Below are 16,327 nucleotides of genomic sequence, written 5' to 3' on the forward strand. Positions count from 1 at the left end.
CAGACTGTCCGTTGAGGACTATCGATGGGTTGGTCGCGCCGGCAGACCCCCCGGCGGCGCCACGCGCGCCGCCGAGGGCCGTCGCCGGTCAGCCCATGTGGGGGTACGTGTGATCGGTCGGCGGCACGAAGGTCTCCTTGATCGTCCGCGGCGACACCCAGCGGACGAGGTTGAGCCAGCTGCCCGCCTTGTCGTTGGTGCCGCTGGCCCGGGCGCCGCCGAAGGGCTGCTGCCCGACCACCGCGCCGGTCGGCTTGTCGTTGATGTAGAAGTTGCCGGCCGCGTACCGCATGCGCTCGCCGACCGTGTCGATCACCCGGCGGTCGGTCGCGAACACCGACCCGGTCAGCGCGTAGGGCGCGATCGACTCGGCCTGCGCGACCACGTCGTCGAAGCGGGCGTCGTCGAACACGTGCACGCCCAGGATCGGCCCGAAGTACTCGGTGGTGAAGGTCTCGTGTGCGGCGTCGCCGCACTCGAAGAGCGTCGGCCGGACGAAGTAGCCCACCGAGTCGTCGGCGGTGCCACCGGCCAGCACCCGGCACGAGTCGTCGCCGGCGATCAGCTCCAGTGCCGCCGTGTGCCGGGCGAACGCCTTGTCGTCGATCACCGCGCCGCCGAAGTTGCCGAAGTCGGCCACGTCGCCGTAGGTCAGCGAGTCGGCGGTGGCGGCCAGCCGGTCGCGCAGCCCGCCCTCCCAGAGCGAGCGCGGCACGTACGCCCGCGAGGCCGCCGAGCACTTCTGGCCCTGGTACTCGTAGGCGCCCCGGATCAGCGCGGTGTGCAGCGCGTCCACGTCGGCGCTGGTGTGCGCCACCACGAAGTCCTTGCCGCCGGTCTCGCCGACCAGCCGCGGGTAGCCCCGGTAGCGGGAGATGTTGTCGCCGACGGTCCGCCACAGCTGCTGGAAGACCTTGGTCGAACCGGTGAAGTGGATGCCGGCCAGGTCCGGATCGGCGAGTACGACGTCGGAGACCTCCTCGCCTCGCCCGGTGACCATGTTGATCACGCCGGGCGGCAGGCCGGCGGCCTCGAACAGCCGCATGGTGAAGTGCGCGGCGAACTGCTGGGTCGGGCCCGGCTTCCAGATCACCGTGTTGCCCAGCAGTGCCGGCGCCGACGGGAGGTTGCCGGCGATGGCCGTGAAGTTGAACGGCGTCACCGCGTAGACGAAGCCCTCCAACGGGCGGTGGTCGAAGCGGTTCCAGACCCCGGCGGAGGAGGCGGGCTGCTCCTCGAGCAGGCGGCGGGCGAAGTGCACGTTGAACCGGAGGAAGTCGATGAACTCGCAGGCCGCGTCGATCTCCGCCTGGATCGCGGTCTTCGACTGGCCGAGCATGGTGGCGCCGTTGAGCGTGTCCCGCCAGGGGCCGGCGAGCAGCTCGGCGGCACGCAGGAAGATCGCGGCGCGCTCCTCGAACGGCAGCGCCCGCCACATCGGAGCGGCGTCCTTGGCCGCCTTGATCGCGGCGCGGGCGTCGTCGTGGGTGGCGTGCGCGGTGATACCCAGCACGTGCGCGTGCCGGTGCGGCTGCACCACGTCGATCGAGTCGCCAGCGGCCATCCGCTGCTCGCCGCCGATGGTCATCGGCAGGTCGATGCGCTCGGCGGCCAGCTCGGTCAGCCGCCGCTGGAGCCGCTCCCGGTCGCTGCTGCCAGGCTCGTAGTTGCGAACCGGCTCGTTGCGCGGCTCGGGTACGGAGAACACGGCATCCATCAAAGCTCCTGGCGATCTCGACTACGGTGGCGAAACCGGACCCGCGGGGACCGACCGGACGGCCGGGCACCGGACGCCCGCGCGGCAGGGCCGAGCAGCGGCGGGACCTCCGGCGATTGTTCCACGTCGGGGTGGCCGCCTCACCTCCACCGTCCCCTCCCGCCAAGGACCGCACCACCCCTTCTCCCCTTACCGATGCGGTGCGGGCGGGTGACCCTCCCGGACACCGGGCACCCGGTCCGCGGCGGCCGGCCCGGCCGCGCCTGTCGCGGTCATCCAGGGGCGGCGGGAGGCCCAGCGGGCCCGCGTACCCTGAATGGTCGGTGACCTGCCGCCTCGAAGGGGAGACGATGACCAAGCAGCCCGGCCGCGTCCCGGCCGCGGAGTCGGACGAGCCGGCGGTCGACGCGACCACCCCCGACGGCGGGCCGGTTCCCGCCCCCGGAGCCGCGGTACTCGCGGTGCTGGCGCTCGGCTGGCTGGCCGCCATGCTCTGGTCGACCAGGGAGGCCATCACCTCGTCGGCGGCCGGGGTCACGGCCATCAGCCTGTCCGCGTTCGCCCTGCCCGGCGTGATCTCCGCCGCGCTCGTGGCCGGGGCCGCCGTCGCCCTGGCCTGCGGCAACCTGCTGACCCGCCGGTACGGCGACTGGACCACCCTGCGCTTCGTCGGGGCGATCGGAGCGGGAATGCTGGTCGGGCTGGCCGCCGCGCTGGCGATCAACCTCACCTACTTCGACACGTCGACCACGAACGTGATCGCCGGCACCACCGCTGCCGCCGCGATCATCGGTGGCGCGCTGGCCGGCGCGCGGACAGCCCCGGCGGTCGGTGCGGTGTCCGCCGCCGCGCTGGGCGCGCTGGTCTTCGTGGTCGCGTTCAGCCGCGCCCGGGACCCGCTCTTCAACCTCTTCGGCGCGGGTGACAGCCAGGAATCGCTGGTCGACGCCGCGAAGTGGGTGTCGCGCACCGAGTCGCTCCTCGCCGGGCTGCTCGCCGGGCTGCTCGCCTTCGGCTACCTGACCTGGGCGCGACGGCGGGCCCTGCGCCGCGACCCCGAGACGCCGGCGCTGCGCTGGCCGGCGTACCTGCTGGCCGGAGCCGGGCCGGGCCTGCTCCTGCTGCTCGCCGAGGTGATCATCCGGATCGGTGGCCGGTCGCTGCTCGACCTGGCCAGCGCGCTGAGCGAAGCGGACGCGGTGGCACAGACCTCGCTGGGCACCTCCCGGGTCGACAACGGCATCTGGGTTCTCTTCGTGGGGGCGCTGACCGCGCTCGTCGCGTTCGGCCGCACGCTGGGTCCGACCTCCTCCGACGACGACGAACCCGCAAGAACGAGCACCCCGGACACGGCCGAGGCGCACCCGTCCAGCTCGGAGCCGACAGACACGGACCCGGCCGACACGGACCCGGCCGACGCGAACCCGGCCGACGCGAACCCGGCCGACGCGAACCCGGCCGACGCGAACCCGGCCGACGCGGGCCAGGCCCGCTGACCGCGCCCGGGCTCAGCCGGCGGCGCGCAGCAGCAGGTCCAGCTCGGTCACGTCGTACCACTCCAGCTCGTGGTCCTCGGCGCCGTCGACCGTGAACTGGGCGTCCGGGTCGCCTGCGGCGGCCTCGGCAACCACGTCCGCCGCGGCGGCGACCTCCTCCACGGCGTCCGCGCCGTCCACGTGGATCGCCGCGACGGAGCCCACCGGCACGGCCTCGGCCACCGGCACCGTGCTGGAACCCAGCTCGTCGTCACCCCGGCCGATCGCGCCCGGAGGCAGGTCGACCGAGACGACGACCCGGCGGCGGGGCGCGGTCGGGTCGGCCCGGAGCAGGTGCAGCGCGTCCTGGGCGGCGCGGGTGAACGCGACGTACTCCAACTCCTCCTCGTCGCCCTCGGCATACCACTCGCGCAGCGCCGGGGTCACCGCGTGCCCGTGGTCGGCGGTCAGACCCTGCTCGCGCAGCCGGGTCAGCATCGGTACGGTCGCCGGCACGTACACCCGGACAAGCTCGTCGGTCACCAGTCGTCTCCCCGCTCAGTCCTCCACCGGCGGCCGCCGGCACGGGCGCAGATCATGCCGCACGCCGTGACCGTCATACACCCCGCCTCGGGCAGGTGGAAGTTCCCCGCCGGTGTGTCCGCCGTGCGATTGGCGCGCACGGTTGGTTCGGCACCGGGTTGGCCTGGTGTTGGGCTGTCGGGGCTGTCGATGGCAAACTGATGCAAACGACACCAACCCCGGGAGTTTCCGTGGAGCCGCGTTTCCTGCTTCTCTCCGACGTCGCCACCGAGCTGAACGTGTCGGACTCGCAGGTCTACCACATGGTGCGCAGCGGAGAACTGCCGGCGATAAAGATCGGCGGACGCGGCCAGTGGCGGGTCGAGCGCGCCCGGCTCGAGGAGTACATCACCCGCAAGTACGCCGAGACCGCCGACTGGGTCCAGGGCAACCCGCTCGTCGACCGCGACCCGGAGTAGTAACGACGCCACCCGGCATGGCCCAGCCATTGACCCGGGCCGCTCTGTCGCCCAGAATCGATGCTGTCGGAGGCAAACGAAGGCAAACGCAAGATCGAGGGGGAACGATGAGCGAGCCGCGATCCACTCCGTCCCGGCCACCCGTGCGGCTGCGCCCCGTCCCGCCCATCGACCCGCCCTATGCGGACGACACCGACGGGCCATACTGGCCGGCGCCGACCCACGGTCAGCTCGCGCTCGATCTGTTCGCCTCGACCCGCCCTGACGCGGTCCGGCCACCGGCACGTCGCACCGCCCTCCGCCGGGTGCCGACCCGGCCCACCACCCACCCGGGCGCGCCGCTTCCGCCGGCGACCGTCTCGGAGGCGACCCGCGTCGCGCACCGCTTCGTCGGCACCTGCCTGGAGGTGGTCAACGGCTACCGATCTCCGGCGCAGGTGCGACCCCTGCTCGACCCGGCCCGGGCGGGCGATCTGCTGACCGAGCTGGCCCGCGCGACCGGGCGATCCGCTTCGCCGCGCCGCCGTGCCGAGCGGCCGGTGGTCCGGCTGCTCCGCCTGCGGGTCTGCGAACCCCGCGCGGCCGCGGTGGAGGCAGCCGCCGTGCTGGCCGGCGCGGGCAACCGAAGTTGGGCGATGGCGCTCCGCCTGGAGCATCGCCGCGGCCGCTGGCTCTGCACCGCCCTGCACGTGATCTGACCTCGACCGCCCGCGACACCGAGGTGATCATCCGGCTCGGGCCGCGGGTCCGGTCGGGCGGAGGGCTGAAAACGCCGACGGGCCCCAGCCAGATCGGCCGGGACCCGTCGGTCAGCTGCTGTCGGTCAGTTGCCGCCGTTGGGGGCGCCGTGGCAACGCTTGTACTTGCGGCCCGAGCCACACGGGCACGGCGCGTTGCGCGACGGCCCGTTGCTGGCCTCCGTCTGGTTGGCTGCCGGCCGACGGGAGGCGGCCGACGGGATCGCCGGACCACGCAGGCCGGAGGTCGGCCGCTGCGGAGCGGACGGAGCGGTTGACCCCGGTGCCGCCGGGCCACCCGGAGCCGGTCGACCCACACCCAGCGCCGGAGCCTGCTGCTCGGCCTGCTCGATGGCCACCGCGCCGGGGCTGGCCTCACCGTCGATGGTGGGCGCGGAATATTGCAGGCCCTGCCGCTGTGGCGCGCGGTTGAGACCCTTGGCACGGATCTCCACCGGCTTGTCGAGCAGCGCGACCTCCTCCGCGTCCGGCTCCGGTTCGGTCACCTGGACGTCGACGTTGTAGAGGAAGCCGACCGTCTCCTCCTTGATGCCGTCCATCATGGTGGCGAACATGTCGAAGCCCTCGCGCTGGTATTCCACCACCGGGTCACGCTGGGCGTACGCCCGGAGGTTGATGCCCTCCTGGAGATAGTCCATCTCGTAGAGGTGCTCGCGCCACTTGCGGTCGATGACCTGGAGCAGCACCATCCGCTCGAGCTGACGCACCCCCTCCTCGCCGACCTGCTCCTCGCGGCGGTCGTACGCGGCGTTCGCGTCCTCCTTGAGCCGGGCGACCAGGAAGTCGGCGTCCATGCCGGCCCGGGAGCCGCCGGCCTCCTCTTCCAACTCCTCGATCGTCACGCCGACCGGGTAGAGCTGCTTGAGGCTGGACCAGAGCTGCTCAAGGTCCCAGTCCTCGCCGTAGCCGTCCGAGGTGGCACCCCGCACGTACGCCTCGGTCACGTCGTCGATCATGTTGCGGACCTGGTCGGAGAGGTCTTCGCCGTTGAGCACCCGGAGACGCTCGGCGTACACGACCTGGCGCTGCTTGTTGAGCACCTCGTCGTACTTGAGCACGTTCTTACGAATCTCGGCGTTCTGACCCTCGATCTGGGCCTGGGCGCTCTTGATCTGCCGGGTGACCATCTTCGACTCGATGGGCACGTCCTCCGGGATGTTGAAGCGCTCCATCACCGCCTCGACCGCACCGGCGCGGAAGCGCCGCATCAGCTCGTCCTGGAGCGACAGGTAGAAGCGGGACTCGCCCGGGTCACCCTGCCGGCCGGCACGACCGCGCAGCTGGTTGTCGATCCGGCGGGACTCGTGTCGCTCGGTGCCCAGCACGTACAGGCCACCGGCGGCGGAAACCTCGTCCGCCTCGGTGTCGCAGGCCTGCTTCCACGTGGGCAGGACCTCCTCCATCGCCTTGGCGTACTCTTCCTCGTTCTCCAGCGGGTCGAGACCACGCTGGCGCAGCTCGTTCGCGGCGAGGAACTCGGCGTTGCCGCCGAGCAGGATGTCGGTGCCACGGCCGGCCATGTTGGTTGCCACGGTGACCGCGCCCTTACGCCCGGCCTGCGCGACGATCTCGGCTTCCCGCGCGTGGAACTTGGCGTTCAGCACGTTGTGCGGGATGCCCCGCCGACGCAGCAGCTGAGAGAGAATCTCGGAGTTTTCCACCGACACGGTGCCGACGAGCACCGGCTGGCCCAACTGGTGGCGCTCGGCGATGTCCTCGATGACCGCGTTGAACTTGGCCTTCTCGGTCTTGTAGATGACGTCGGGCCGGTCCGCGCGGACCATCGGACGGTGGGTCGGGATGGTCACGACGCCGACCTTGTAGACCTTGTTGAACTCGCTCGCCTCGGTCTGGGCCGTACCGGTCATCCCGGACAGCTTGCCGTAGAGGCGGAAGTAGTTCTGGAGGGTGATGGTGGCCAGGGTCTGGTTCTCCTGCTTGATCTCCACCCCCTCCTTGGCCTCGATCGCCTGGTGCATGCCCTCGTTGTAGCGACGGCCGTGCAGGATGCGACCGGTGAACTCGTCGACGATCAGGACCTCACCGTCGCTGACGATGTAGTCCTTGTCGCGCTTGTAGAGCTCCTTGGCCTTGATCGCGTTGTTGAGGTAGCCGACCAGCGGAGTGTTCACCGACTCGTACAGGTTGTCGATGCCGATCCGGTCCTCGACCTTGGCGACGCCGCGCTCGGTGACCGCGATGGTGCGCTTGGAGTGGTCGACCTCGTAGTCGCCCTCGCCGTCGGTGCCGGCCTGGAGGCGGGCCACCACGCCGGCGAACTCGCCGTACCAGCGGGCCGAGTGCTCGGCCGGCCCCGAGATGATCAGCGGGGTGCGTGCCTCGTCGATCAGGATCGAGTCGACCTCGTCGACCACCGCGAAGTTGTGGCCCCGCTGGACGAGCTCTTCCCTCGACCAGGCCATGTTGTCGCGCAGGTAGTCGAAGCCGAACTCGTTGTTGGTGCCGTACGTGATGTCGCACTCGTAGGCGGCCTTGTGCTCGGTGGCCGGCCGGTTGGGCAGCACCACGCCGACGGTCAGCCCGAGGAACTCGTGCACCTGACCCATCCAGGCCGCGTCGCGCTGGGCGAGGTAGTCATTGACGGTGACCACGTGCACGCCGTCGCCGGAGAGCGCGTTGAGGTAGACGGCCATGACCGAGGTCAGCGTCTTGCCCTCACCGGTCTTCATCTCGGCGATGTTGCCGAAGTGCAGCGCCGCGCCGCCCATCACCTGGACGTCGTACGGCCGCTGGCCGAGCACCCGGGCGGCCGCCTCGCGGGCCACCGCGAACGCCTCCGGCAGCAAATCGTCGAGGGTCTCGCCGTCGGCGAGCCGCTCCCGGAACTGCTCGGTCATGCCGCGCAGCTCCTCGTCGGTGAGGTTGACGTAGTCGTCCTCGATCGAGCTGACGGCGGCGGCGACGGCCTTGAGCCGGCGCACCATACGGCCCTCGCCCGCGTTAAGGACCTTTTCCAGAATCGACACGGATCAACGCTCCCCTAGACAGTCTCGAACCATCGTAGGCGCTCCATCGGCGCGATGGTCACTGGTGGCGGCGGTCCACCCCACCGAACCCGACATAACGTACACACGGTCTGCGCGTCGCTGGTTATCCGGTTACGCCGTCGGCGAACGTTCCGGCACGATGCACGAGTGGAGCCAGTGGAGATCAACGAGGACGGCGTGCAACTGCGACCCTGGCGGGAGGCCGACGCCGACGCGGTGCACCGAGCCTGCCAGGACCCGGACATCCAGCGCTGGACCACCGTACCGCGCCCGTACCTGACCGAACACGCGCACGGATTCGTCACGACGCTGAGCGGGCGGGCCTGGGCGCAGGGGACCGGAGCACCGTTCGCGGTCTGCGACCCGAGCACCGGCGAACTGCTCGGCTCCTGCGGTTTGATCTCCGTCAGCGACACCGGTACCGGCGAGATCGGCTACTGGACGGCCCCGTGGGCGCGGGGCCGGGGGGTGACCGTCCGGGCCGCGCGGGCGGTGGCCCGCTGGTCCTTCGACACCCTCGGGCTGCGCCGGCTGATCTGGCAGGCCGAGGTGGGCAATCACGCCTCCCGGCTGGTCGCGCTCCGGGCCGGGTTCCGGATCGACGGCCGGCTGCGGCAGGCCGATCCGGCGCCGGACGGCAGCGCGGACGGCTGGATCGGGTCGCTACTGCCCGGCGAGGTGCCCGAGCCCGGCTCGACCGGGCCGGCCGGTCCGGGCACTCTGGCCGCCCGGCGGGCCGCCGTCTTCGGCCGCCCGCAACCCACCCTCTTCGCCACCGCCGCAGCCGGCGAGTTGCGGCTGCGGCCGATGGAGGAGCGGGACCTGGACGCCGTGGTGGAAACCTGCCGGGACCCGGAGAGCATCCGCTGGACCACCGTGCCGGACCCTTACGAGCGCGCCGACGCCCAGTGGTACCGAGGCTTCGGCACGGAAGCCTGGGCGCGGGGCGAGGCTGGCTGCTTCGTGCTCGCCGACCCCGATGACAGGTACGCCGGCTCGATCGACCTGCGGCTCTCCCCCGCCGATCCGCTACTCGCCGACGTGGGCTTCATGACCGCGCCGGCTGCCCGCGGCCACGGCTTCATGACCGCCGCGCTTGCGGCCCTCAGCGTCTGGGGCATCACCACGCTGGGCCTGGCCCGAGTCGAGTGGAAGTCCAACGTGGGCAACACGGCCTCCCGGCGGGTGGCGGAGAAGGCGGGCTTCGCGTTCGAGGGGACCGCCCGGGGTGGCGTACAGCACCGGGGTGAGCGGGCCGACGTGTGGGTGGCCGCGCTCCTCGCCGAGGATCTGACATGACGCCCCGGCAGGTCGTCGAGGCGCACGGGGTGCGGCTGCGGCCGTTCCGCGCCGAGGACACCGCCGACGTGCTCGACGGCTGCGCGGACCCGTTGACCCAACGGTTCGTTTCGGGCGTGCCGACGCCGTACACCGAGATCGACGCCCGTTGCTGGATCGACGCCGGCGCTCCGGCGGCCTGGACCGGCGGCGGCGCGGCGTACGCCATCGCGGACCCCGCCACCGATCGTCTGCTCGGCGCGGTGGGGCTGAACTGTCCGGTGCCCGCACGGGGCCAGGCCGAGATCGGCTACTGGTTGCGACCGGCGGCGCGCGGGCGGGGGGTGGCCGCCGCGGCCACCCGCGCGCTGAGCGAGCACGCGTTCGCCACCGGCACCGCCCGGCTGGAGCTGCTGACCGAGCCGGAGAACGGGCCCAGCCAGCGGGTCGCGCTGGCTGCCGGCTTCCGCTACGAGGGGGTACGCCGCTCGGCCGGTGCGAACCGGGATGCGGGCCGGCACGACCTGCTGGCCTGGGTACGTCTGGCCGACGACCCGCCCGGCCCGGCCGCCCGCCTGCTGCCCGATCTGCCCGGCGGGGTGCTCACCGATCAGGTGGTGGCGCTGCGCAGGCTTGTCCCCGGCGACGCGGAGCTGATGTTCCGGCTGCACAGCCTGCCCGAGGTGGTGGCGAACCAGGCGCCGCCGGTGCCGCCGGAGTGGGCCGCGTTCGAACGGCGCTGCCGGCTCGCGGAGAGCCTGTGGTTGACCGGCGACCTCGCCCGGTTGCTGATCACCGACGTGGTCAGCGGCGAGCCGGTGGGCAGCTGCGGGTTGTCGTACACCGACGTGGCCAGCGGTGAGGGATCGATCGGGTATGCGTTGCTGCCTCACTGGCGGGGCCGCGGGTATGCCACGCGGGCGGTCCGGCTGCTCGCCGGCTGGGCGTTCGCGACGGCGGGGATGGCCCGGCTGACCGCCGGCACCGTGCCGGAGAACAGCGCGTCGCACCGCGTGCTGGAGCGGGTCGGCTTTCAGCGCGAGGCACTGCAGCGTGGGCGCCTCCCCGGCCTGGCCGGCACCCGCGTGGACGACCTGACCTTCGCGTTACTCCCGACCGACCTCGTCCAACCGGCCGCTCCCCGCTGATTGATCATGAGGTTGTGGTGGGTGTCACAGCCCGCTGCACCCCACCACAACCTCATGATCGACACGCGTGGGTTGGGCCAGGTCAGGTGGCGAGAGAGATGATGCCGTAGTCGTAGGCGCGGCGGCGGTAGACGACGCTCGGGCGACCGGACTCCTTGTCCTGGAACAGGTAGAAGTCGTGGCCGACGAGTTCCATCTCGAACAGCGCGTCGTCGACGGTCATCGGTTCCGCCGGGTGCACCTTCTCCCGGGCGATGTGCCACGGCTGCTGGTCGTGCTCGTCCTCGATCCGCTCCGCGACGGCGGTGCCGGCACGGGCACCGTCACCGGGCGCGCCCAGCGGCGCGGCCACCAGGTCCGCGACCGGCAGGCCGGCGGTGGCGGCGGCAACGGAGATCGGCGCGTGCCGACCACGGTGTACGCGGCGACGGTCGGCCGCGCGGCGCAGCCGGGTGTCGAGCTTCGCGATCGCCGCGTCGAGCGCGCTGTAGAAGTCGTTCGTGCACGCCTCGGCCCGGATCACCGGACCCCGGGAAACGCAGGTGATCTCCACCCGTTGGCAGTGGTCGGCCTGGCGCGGATTGCGCTCGTGAAACAGCTCGACATCGACACGAATCAGTTTGTGGTCGTAGCGTTCGACCTTTGCGAGTTTTTCGGCTACGTGCACCCGGTAATGGTCCGGTACTTCGACGTTTCGGCCCTTGACCACGATGTCCACGTGACCTCCCTTGTTCGGACGGCCTTCGATCCGGTTACCCGGCCGCGCGCCCTGGGGAGCTCCGCTGGCGTCGACCGGTCGGTGCGGCTACGCCTCCTTTCACCATCGGAGGCGGATTAAACGACCTCCCACCCCCGACAGCGAAACGCTAACTCCTGTTCGCCCGGCAGTCACCCCATGTTGCGAGACCGTCCAGGATTTTTCGCAGCTCGTACACCATCGGGTGAAACGGAAACACGGTCGGTTACGAACGGAGTCTTTTCTCGGTCGCCGCGAGCACCACGGCCACAGTCGGTGCCCGCCCGGTCGCGGCCAGCACTCGGGACGCCGCCGCCAGCGTGACCCCGGTGGTGATGATGTCGTCGAGCAGCACCACGACCGGCCCACCACCCCCGCGGGAGGCACCAGGACGGGGCCGGAACGCCGCCTCGGCCGCCGCCGCCCGGCCGGCGCTGTCCAGCGTCACCGAGTCGGGTCGGGGCAGCGCGCGAAGCGGCCGGTCCACCCGGACCGGCCAGCCGCCCCGCGTCAACCGGGCCGCGCAGTGCCGGGCCAGCCGATCGAGGTGGTCGCCGTAGCGGGCCCGGGCCGCCGCCGCGGTGTCCGGCACCGGCACCAGCGCCACCGGACGCGCCCCGCCGACCGCCGCCGCCACGACCTCGGCGAGGAGCGCGCCGAGCGGCCGGGCCAACCCGTGCCGGCCGTGCTCCTTGTACGCCAGCAGAGCCTCGCGCAGCGGGCCGGCGTACGAGCCGAGAGCGACGCAGGGCGGGAGGCCCGGTGGGGCGGGAGTGGGACGGACCGGCCGGGGGCGCAGCGCGTCCAGCGCCGTCACGCAGACCGGGCACACCCCGTGCCGGAGGCCGGACCGGCGCTCCCGACAGCCCGCGCAGTCGGCGGGCAGGACCAGATCGGCGAGATCCGCCCACACCCCCCGCACGAGGTCAGTAGAGGAAGAACGGGGCCGACGGGTTGCTGGCCCGGACCCCTGCCGGGGGCGGGGCGATGTCGCGCACCCGCTCGGGTCCGATCCGTTCGAAAGGGCTGTTGCGGTACGCCACCCCGTTCGCCTCGTACATGAAGGCCCCGGTGGGCAGCGGCACGGTGCGATTGGTCGGGTACGACGTCAGGTGGTTGACCTTGGCGCCCACGTCGGTCCGCAGCGGCGTCTCCAGGGCGCCGTCCAGGCTGATCTCGTAGATCGCCGGCTGGCCGGCCGACCCCGCCACCATCAGCCTGTCCTCGCTGCCCCAGTCCACCGCGCTGAGGCCGGTCAGCGACGTGACCAACGGCCGGGGCGGGCCGATGGAGACCCCGCCGCCGTCCAGGTCGACCGCGGCCACGTAGAGGCGGCCGCCGGCGATCAACGCGACCCGCTGACCGTCCAGCGCGGCGGCCACGGCGGTGACCTCGGCGGAGGGCAGGTTGAGTGGCACCTGGTACATCCGGGCGGCCTCGTCGAAGCGGTAGAGCCGGCCGTCGGCCACCACCAGGCCCCGGGCGGGGCGGGCGTTCATGGTGCGCAGCCAGACCGGGCGGCTGATCGAGGCGTACTCGGAAGCGCTCCGGTTGAGCACGCTGACCGGAGCACGGCCGGTGCCCACGGCCAGTCGCTCCCGACCCTTGCCGCTGCTCACCACCATCGCGGCGAGGATCGTGTCGTCGTCGCGTGCGAGACCGGCCGAGACGATGTTGCGGTTGACCGCCGCCGCCAACGGCACGGTGCCGCTGGGCTCGCCGGCAAAGTCGAGCGGGCGGATCGCGCCCTCGTACACGCCGAACCGCTGCGGGCCGACCGTGATCGGGTAGAGCTTCTTGGACAACCGGCGCTCGTTGAGATCCTGCACGGGCTGCGCGTTGTTGCGGATCTTCAACTCCAACTCGCCCGCCAGGTTGCCCAGCGACCACGCGAGCTGCGTGATCAGCTGGTCGATCCGGGTCTGGTCGTCAACGGACATGTCCAGGTTGACCTCCCACCGGTTGTTCGCACCGGTGGCATTGTTGATCAGCTCGGTGCGGTCGGGCAGCCCCACGACACCCGGGCGCAGCCAGTCGGACGGGCCGCCGACCAGCCACTTCACCACCTCGTTGACCCGGCGTTCCTCCGGCACCGCGTCCGGCAGGTACCGCTGGTCGGGCACCAGTCGACTGCGGTCGGAGTTCCAGAAGTAGATCGACGCGTCCCGGTAGTACTGCTGCAGGGCGACGTCGCTGAGCAGCAGCACGTTCGGTGGGTCGAGGACGTACAGGCCGGCGAGCTCGTCCTTGCCGCTGCCCCCGAGCGCCCCGCTGCGCAGCCCGAACTCGTACTCCGTCTCGGTCGCCACCGGCGGTGCCAGGGTGCCGTTGGTCCGCAGAACGCCGATCTGCTGCACCGTGATCTTCACGGTGGTGGTCGAGTCGCTGTTGAGGGTGAAGACCGCCTCTCGCAGACGGACCACGGTCAGCGCGATCTCGCTGCCCTTCTTCTCCTGCAACTGGAACCGGTGCTCCGGTGCGATGAACTGCTTGACACGCTCGTAGGCCCGGTCCGGCTCGCCGGCGGCGGCGGACAGGAAATTACGCACGAAGGTGTCGTTGGCGCTGCCGCTGGCCGGACGCGTCGGCGGCTCGCTGCCCTGACCGTTGACCGAGCCAGCCCCCGACGCGGTCCCACCCTTGCCGTCCACCCGCACGTCGGACGCCGCCGGGATGCCACACCCGGCACCCAGCAGCAGCACCACGCCGAGCGCACCGAGCAGACGCTGACCCCTCACGAGCGCACCTCCGCCCGCCGCCCGTCCCCGGCGGCCGCCGGGCTGATCGCCAGCGCCCCGTCGGTGCCGGGCCCGATGGCCAGCGGACCACCGTCGCGTGGGCCGCCGAACGGCAGCGCGGCGTCGGCAGGCACCAGACGCAGCGGCGAGGTGGTCAACCGGTCACCGGCGCGGGCCGGCAGGGTGAGCCGGAACTGTGCGCCCTGCCCGGGCGCACCCCACGCCTCCAGCCAGCCGCCGTGCAGGCGGGCGTCCTCCAGGCTGATCGACAGGCCCAGCCCGGTGCCCCCGGTCTGCCGGGCCCGGGACGGGTCCGCCCGCCAGAACCGGTTGAACACCAGCTTCTCCTCGCCCACCTTGAGCCCCACCCCGTGGTCCCGGACGGTGATCGCCACGGCGGTGTCGTCGATCCCGAGGGTGATCAGCACCGGACGGGCCTCACCGTGCTCGACGGCATTGCCGACCAGGTTACGCAGCACGCGCTCGACCCGGCGTGGGTCGACCTCGGCGATCACCGGCGTGCCCGGCAGGTCGAGTTCGATCGGTACACCCACCCGCTCGGCCAGGCCTGCCAACCGGTCGACCACCCGGTGCACCACGGGCACCAGATCGGTCGGCTCGGCGTCCAGCATGGCGAAACCCGCGTCGAAGCGGCTGATCTCCAACAGGTCGGTGAGCAGTTCCTCGAACCGGTCCAGTTCGGCCTGGAGCAACTCGGCGCTGCGGGCCACCGCCGGATCGAACTCGTCGCGCTCGGCGAAGATCAGGTCGGCGGCCATCCGGACGGTGGTCAACGGGGTACGCAGCTCGTGGGAGACGTCGGAGGTGAATCGGCGCTGCAAACGGGACATCTCCTCCAGGCGCAGGATCTGCCGTTGCAGGTTGGTGGCCATCTGGTTGAACGAGGCGGCGAGCAGGGCGAGGTCGTCCTCGCCGTTGACCACCATCCGCTGGTCGAGCAGACCGGCCGAGAGCCGCTGCGCGGTGCGCGCGGCCACCCGGACCGGGTTGACCACCAACCGGGTGACGAGGGCCGCGAGCAGCCCGAGCAGGATGACCAGAGCGACCCCGGTGGCCACCACGGTGGCTCGTGCGTCGCCGGCGGTGACGTCCTGCCTGGTCAACGGCACCAGGTAGTACAGCTCGATCTGGCCGAAGCGGGTGGGCACCGGCGAGCCGTAGACCAGGTATTTGGTGGACTGCCCGGTGAGTCGCCCGGTGCGGATCTGGCTGGCCACCTTGCCGCCGGCGACCGCGGCCCGCAGCTCCGGGCTGATCAACGGCTGCACGTTCGCCGCGGGCGCCGTGCGGGTCTGGATGGTGTTGGGGTAACCGTCGGCGGTGATCGCCACGACCACGCCACTGGTCTGCTGGGGGTCGCCGCCGGCCAGATAGTTGACCGTGCCCTCGATGGTCTCCTGGAGCTGCGCCTCCTGCGGCTGGCCGTAGAGGGAGACCTGCTTGGCCGCGTAGCTGGCGCCGCCGTTCACCCGCTGCCGGACGTCGGCGCGGGCGCTGTCGAGCAGGATGGTCGTGATCTTGTCAGCGATCAGGTATGCGAAACCGCCGACCAGCAGGCTGGATGCGACAAGCGTGATGGTCACCACCCGAACCTGCAGCGAGCGGCGCCAGGTCTGGTGCACCCGCGCCACCGTCCGGGTGGCCCTCCCGCTCAGCGCACGCCACAGCTCCCAGCCGGCGCCGGGCCGGCGGGACGCCGTGGTCGGGGGGTGTGGGGGCGGGAAGGTCGACACAGTGTGACCAGGCTATCCGGTCCCCGCCTTGTAGCCCACGCCCCGCACGGTCAGGATGATTTCCGGCCGCTCCGGGTCCGGCTCGATCTTGGCGCGTAGCCGCTGCACGTGCACGTTGACCAGCCGGGTGTCGGCCGCGTGCCGATAGCCCCAGACCTGCTCCAACAGCACCTCGCGAGTGAAGACCTGACGCGGCTTACGGGCGAGCGCGACCAGCAGGTCGAACTCCAGCGGGGTCAGTTTCACTTCCTCGTCGTTGCGGCTGACCGTGTGCGCGGGCACGTCGATGGTGATCTGGTTGTCGGGCGGCCCGATGGTCAGCATCTCCGGTGCCACGTCCTCGCCACGACGCAGCCGGGCCCGCATCCGGGCCACCAACTCCTTGGGCTTGAACGGCTTGACCACGTAGTCGTCGGCGCCGGACTCGAGGCCGAGCACCACGTCGACGGTGTCGCTCTTGGCCGTCAGCATGACGATCGGCACGCCGGACTCGGCCCGGATCGACCGGGCCACATCGATGCCGCTCATCCCGGGCAGCATCAGATCGAGGAGGACGATGTCGGGGCGGCTGTCGCGGAACGCCGCCAACGCCCGTTCGCCGTCGGCCACGAACGAGGGCAGGAAGCCTTCGCTGCGCAGCACGATGCCGAGCATCTCGGCGAGTGCGGGGTCGTCGTCGACCACGAGTACCCGGGCTCTCATGGGATTAATATT

The 16,327-nt window shown here is 71.7% G+C and carries 13 protein-coding genes; 5 read left to right on the top strand and 8 right to left on the bottom strand.

Going from position 1 to position 16,327, the window contains the following annotated elements; translation table 11 throughout:
* Positions 1 to 88: 88 nt before the first annotated feature.
* On the bottom strand, positions 89 to 1,717 hold the full coding sequence (gene pruA, locus ACLJN9_RS04040) for an L-glutamate gamma-semialdehyde dehydrogenase (RefSeq protein WP_410809644.1): 1,629 nt from the start codon (positions 1,715 to 1,717) through the stop codon (positions 89 to 91).
* 350 nt (positions 1,718 to 2,067) lie between these two features.
* On the opposite strand from pruA, the gene ACLJN9_RS04045 reads away from it, so the two are divergent.
* Entirely contained in the window at positions 2,068 to 3,213 is a 1,146-nt protein-coding gene (locus tag ACLJN9_RS04045; RefSeq protein WP_410809646.1) for a hypothetical protein, read from the top strand.
* A 12-nt stretch (positions 3,214 to 3,225) separates the two neighbouring features.
* Here ACLJN9_RS04045 and ACLJN9_RS04050 read toward each other — a convergent pair whose 3' ends face one another.
* Positions 3,226 to 3,735, bottom strand: coding sequence for a DUF6912 family protein (locus ACLJN9_RS04050; protein WP_410809647.1), 510 nt, complete (start codon positions 3,733 to 3,735; stop codon positions 3,226 to 3,228).
* 200 nt (positions 3,736 to 3,935) lie between these two features.
* Between ACLJN9_RS04050 and ACLJN9_RS04055 the strand changes: the two genes are divergently transcribed.
* Positions 3,936 to 4,193: a helix-turn-helix domain-containing protein gene (locus ACLJN9_RS04055; protein WP_410809648.1), complete on the top strand. Its 258-nt coding sequence runs from the start codon at positions 3,936 to 3,938 to the stop codon at positions 4,191 to 4,193.
* A gap of 107 nt (positions 4,194 to 4,300) precedes the next feature.
* A complete protein-coding gene (locus tag ACLJN9_RS04060; RefSeq protein ID WP_410809649.1) occupies positions 4,301 to 4,891 on the top strand; it encodes an Rv3235 family protein in 591 nt (196 codons plus the stop codon).
* A gap of 125 nt (positions 4,892 to 5,016) precedes the next feature.
* On the opposite strand, the gene secA is transcribed toward ACLJN9_RS04060, so the two are convergent.
* Positions 5,017 to 7,938 carry a preprotein translocase subunit SecA gene (gene secA, locus ACLJN9_RS04065; RefSeq protein WP_410809650.1) on the bottom strand — a complete coding sequence of 974 codons (2,922 nt, stop codon included), beginning with the start codon at positions 7,936 to 7,938 and terminating at the stop codon, positions 5,017 to 5,019.
* 168 nt (positions 7,939 to 8,106) lie between these two features.
* Between secA and ACLJN9_RS04070 the strand changes: the two genes are divergently transcribed.
* Positions 8,107 to 9,258, top strand: a complete 1,152-nt coding sequence (locus ACLJN9_RS04070) for a GNAT family N-acetyltransferase (RefSeq protein ID WP_410809651.1) — start codon at positions 8,107 to 8,109, stop codon at positions 9,256 to 9,258.
* Positions 9,255 to 10,385 (top strand): GNAT family N-acetyltransferase, encoded by a 1,131-nt coding sequence (locus ACLJN9_RS04075; RefSeq protein ID WP_410809652.1) that lies wholly within the window; start codon positions 9,255 to 9,257, stop codon positions 10,383 to 10,385. The genes ACLJN9_RS04070 and ACLJN9_RS04075 overlap by 4 nt, the downstream gene beginning before the upstream one ends.
* A gap of 82 nt (positions 10,386 to 10,467) precedes the next feature.
* Here ACLJN9_RS04075 and hpf read toward each other — a convergent pair whose 3' ends face one another.
* The 5 genes from hpf to mtrA form a co-directional block, all read right to left on the bottom strand.
* The gene (hpf, locus tag ACLJN9_RS04080) at positions 10,468 to 11,103 is read right to left on the bottom strand and encodes a ribosome hibernation-promoting factor, HPF/YfiA family (RefSeq protein WP_410809653.1); all 636 of its coding nucleotides are present in this window, start codon (positions 11,101 to 11,103) and stop codon (positions 10,468 to 10,470) included.
* A gap of 244 nt (positions 11,104 to 11,347) precedes the next feature.
* Entirely contained in the window at positions 11,348 to 12,043 is a 696-nt protein-coding gene (locus ACLJN9_RS04085; protein WP_410809654.1) for a ComF family protein, read from the bottom strand.
* Positions 12,044 to 12,047: 4 nt separating this feature from the next.
* Positions 12,048 to 13,859: an LpqB family beta-propeller domain-containing protein gene (locus tag ACLJN9_RS04090; protein WP_410809655.1), complete on the bottom strand. Its 1,812-nt coding sequence runs from the start codon at positions 13,857 to 13,859 to the stop codon at positions 12,048 to 12,050.
* Positions 13,856 to 15,613: an MtrAB system histidine kinase MtrB gene (gene mtrB, locus ACLJN9_RS04095; RefSeq protein ID WP_410809656.1), complete on the bottom strand. Its 1,758-nt coding sequence runs from the start codon at positions 15,611 to 15,613 to the stop codon at positions 13,856 to 13,858. The genes ACLJN9_RS04090 and mtrB overlap by 4 nt, the downstream gene beginning before the upstream one ends.
* A gap of 12 nt (positions 15,614 to 15,625) precedes the next feature.
* A complete protein-coding gene (gene mtrA, locus ACLJN9_RS04100; RefSeq protein WP_030331519.1) occupies positions 15,626 to 16,315 on the bottom strand; it encodes an MtrAB system response regulator MtrA in 690 nt (229 codons plus the stop codon).
* Between the last annotated feature and the right edge of the window lie 12 nt (positions 16,316 to 16,327).

Source organism: Micromonospora sp. 067-2, assembly GCF_046549295.1.
Classification (GTDB): domain Bacteria; phylum Actinomycetota; class Actinomycetes; order Mycobacteriales; family Micromonosporaceae; genus Micromonospora.

Bases quoted from the DNA above. Each gene is read 5' to 3' on its own strand.
- pruA (WP_410809644.1), bottom strand. From the start codon at position 1,717: ATGGATGCCGTGTTCTCCGTACCCGAGCCGCGCAACGAGCCGGTTCGC.
- ACLJN9_RS04045 (WP_410809646.1), top strand. From the start codon at position 2,068: ATGACCAAGCAGCCCGGCCGCGTCCCGGCCGCGGAGTCGGACGAGCCG.
- ACLJN9_RS04055 (WP_410809648.1), top strand. From the start codon at position 3,936: ATGCAAACGACACCAACCCCGGGAGTTTCCGTGGAGCCGCGTTTCCTG.
- ACLJN9_RS04060 (WP_410809649.1), top strand. From the start codon at position 4,301: ATGAGCGAGCCGCGATCCACTCCGTCCCGGCCACCCGTGCGGCTGCGC.
- ACLJN9_RS04075 (WP_410809652.1), top strand. From the start codon at position 9,255: ATGACGCCCCGGCAGGTCGTCGAGGCGCACGGGGTGCGGCTGCGGCCG.
- mtrA (WP_030331519.1), bottom strand. From the start codon at position 16,315: ATGAGAGCCCGGGTACTCGTGGTCGACGACGACCCCGCACTCGCCGAG.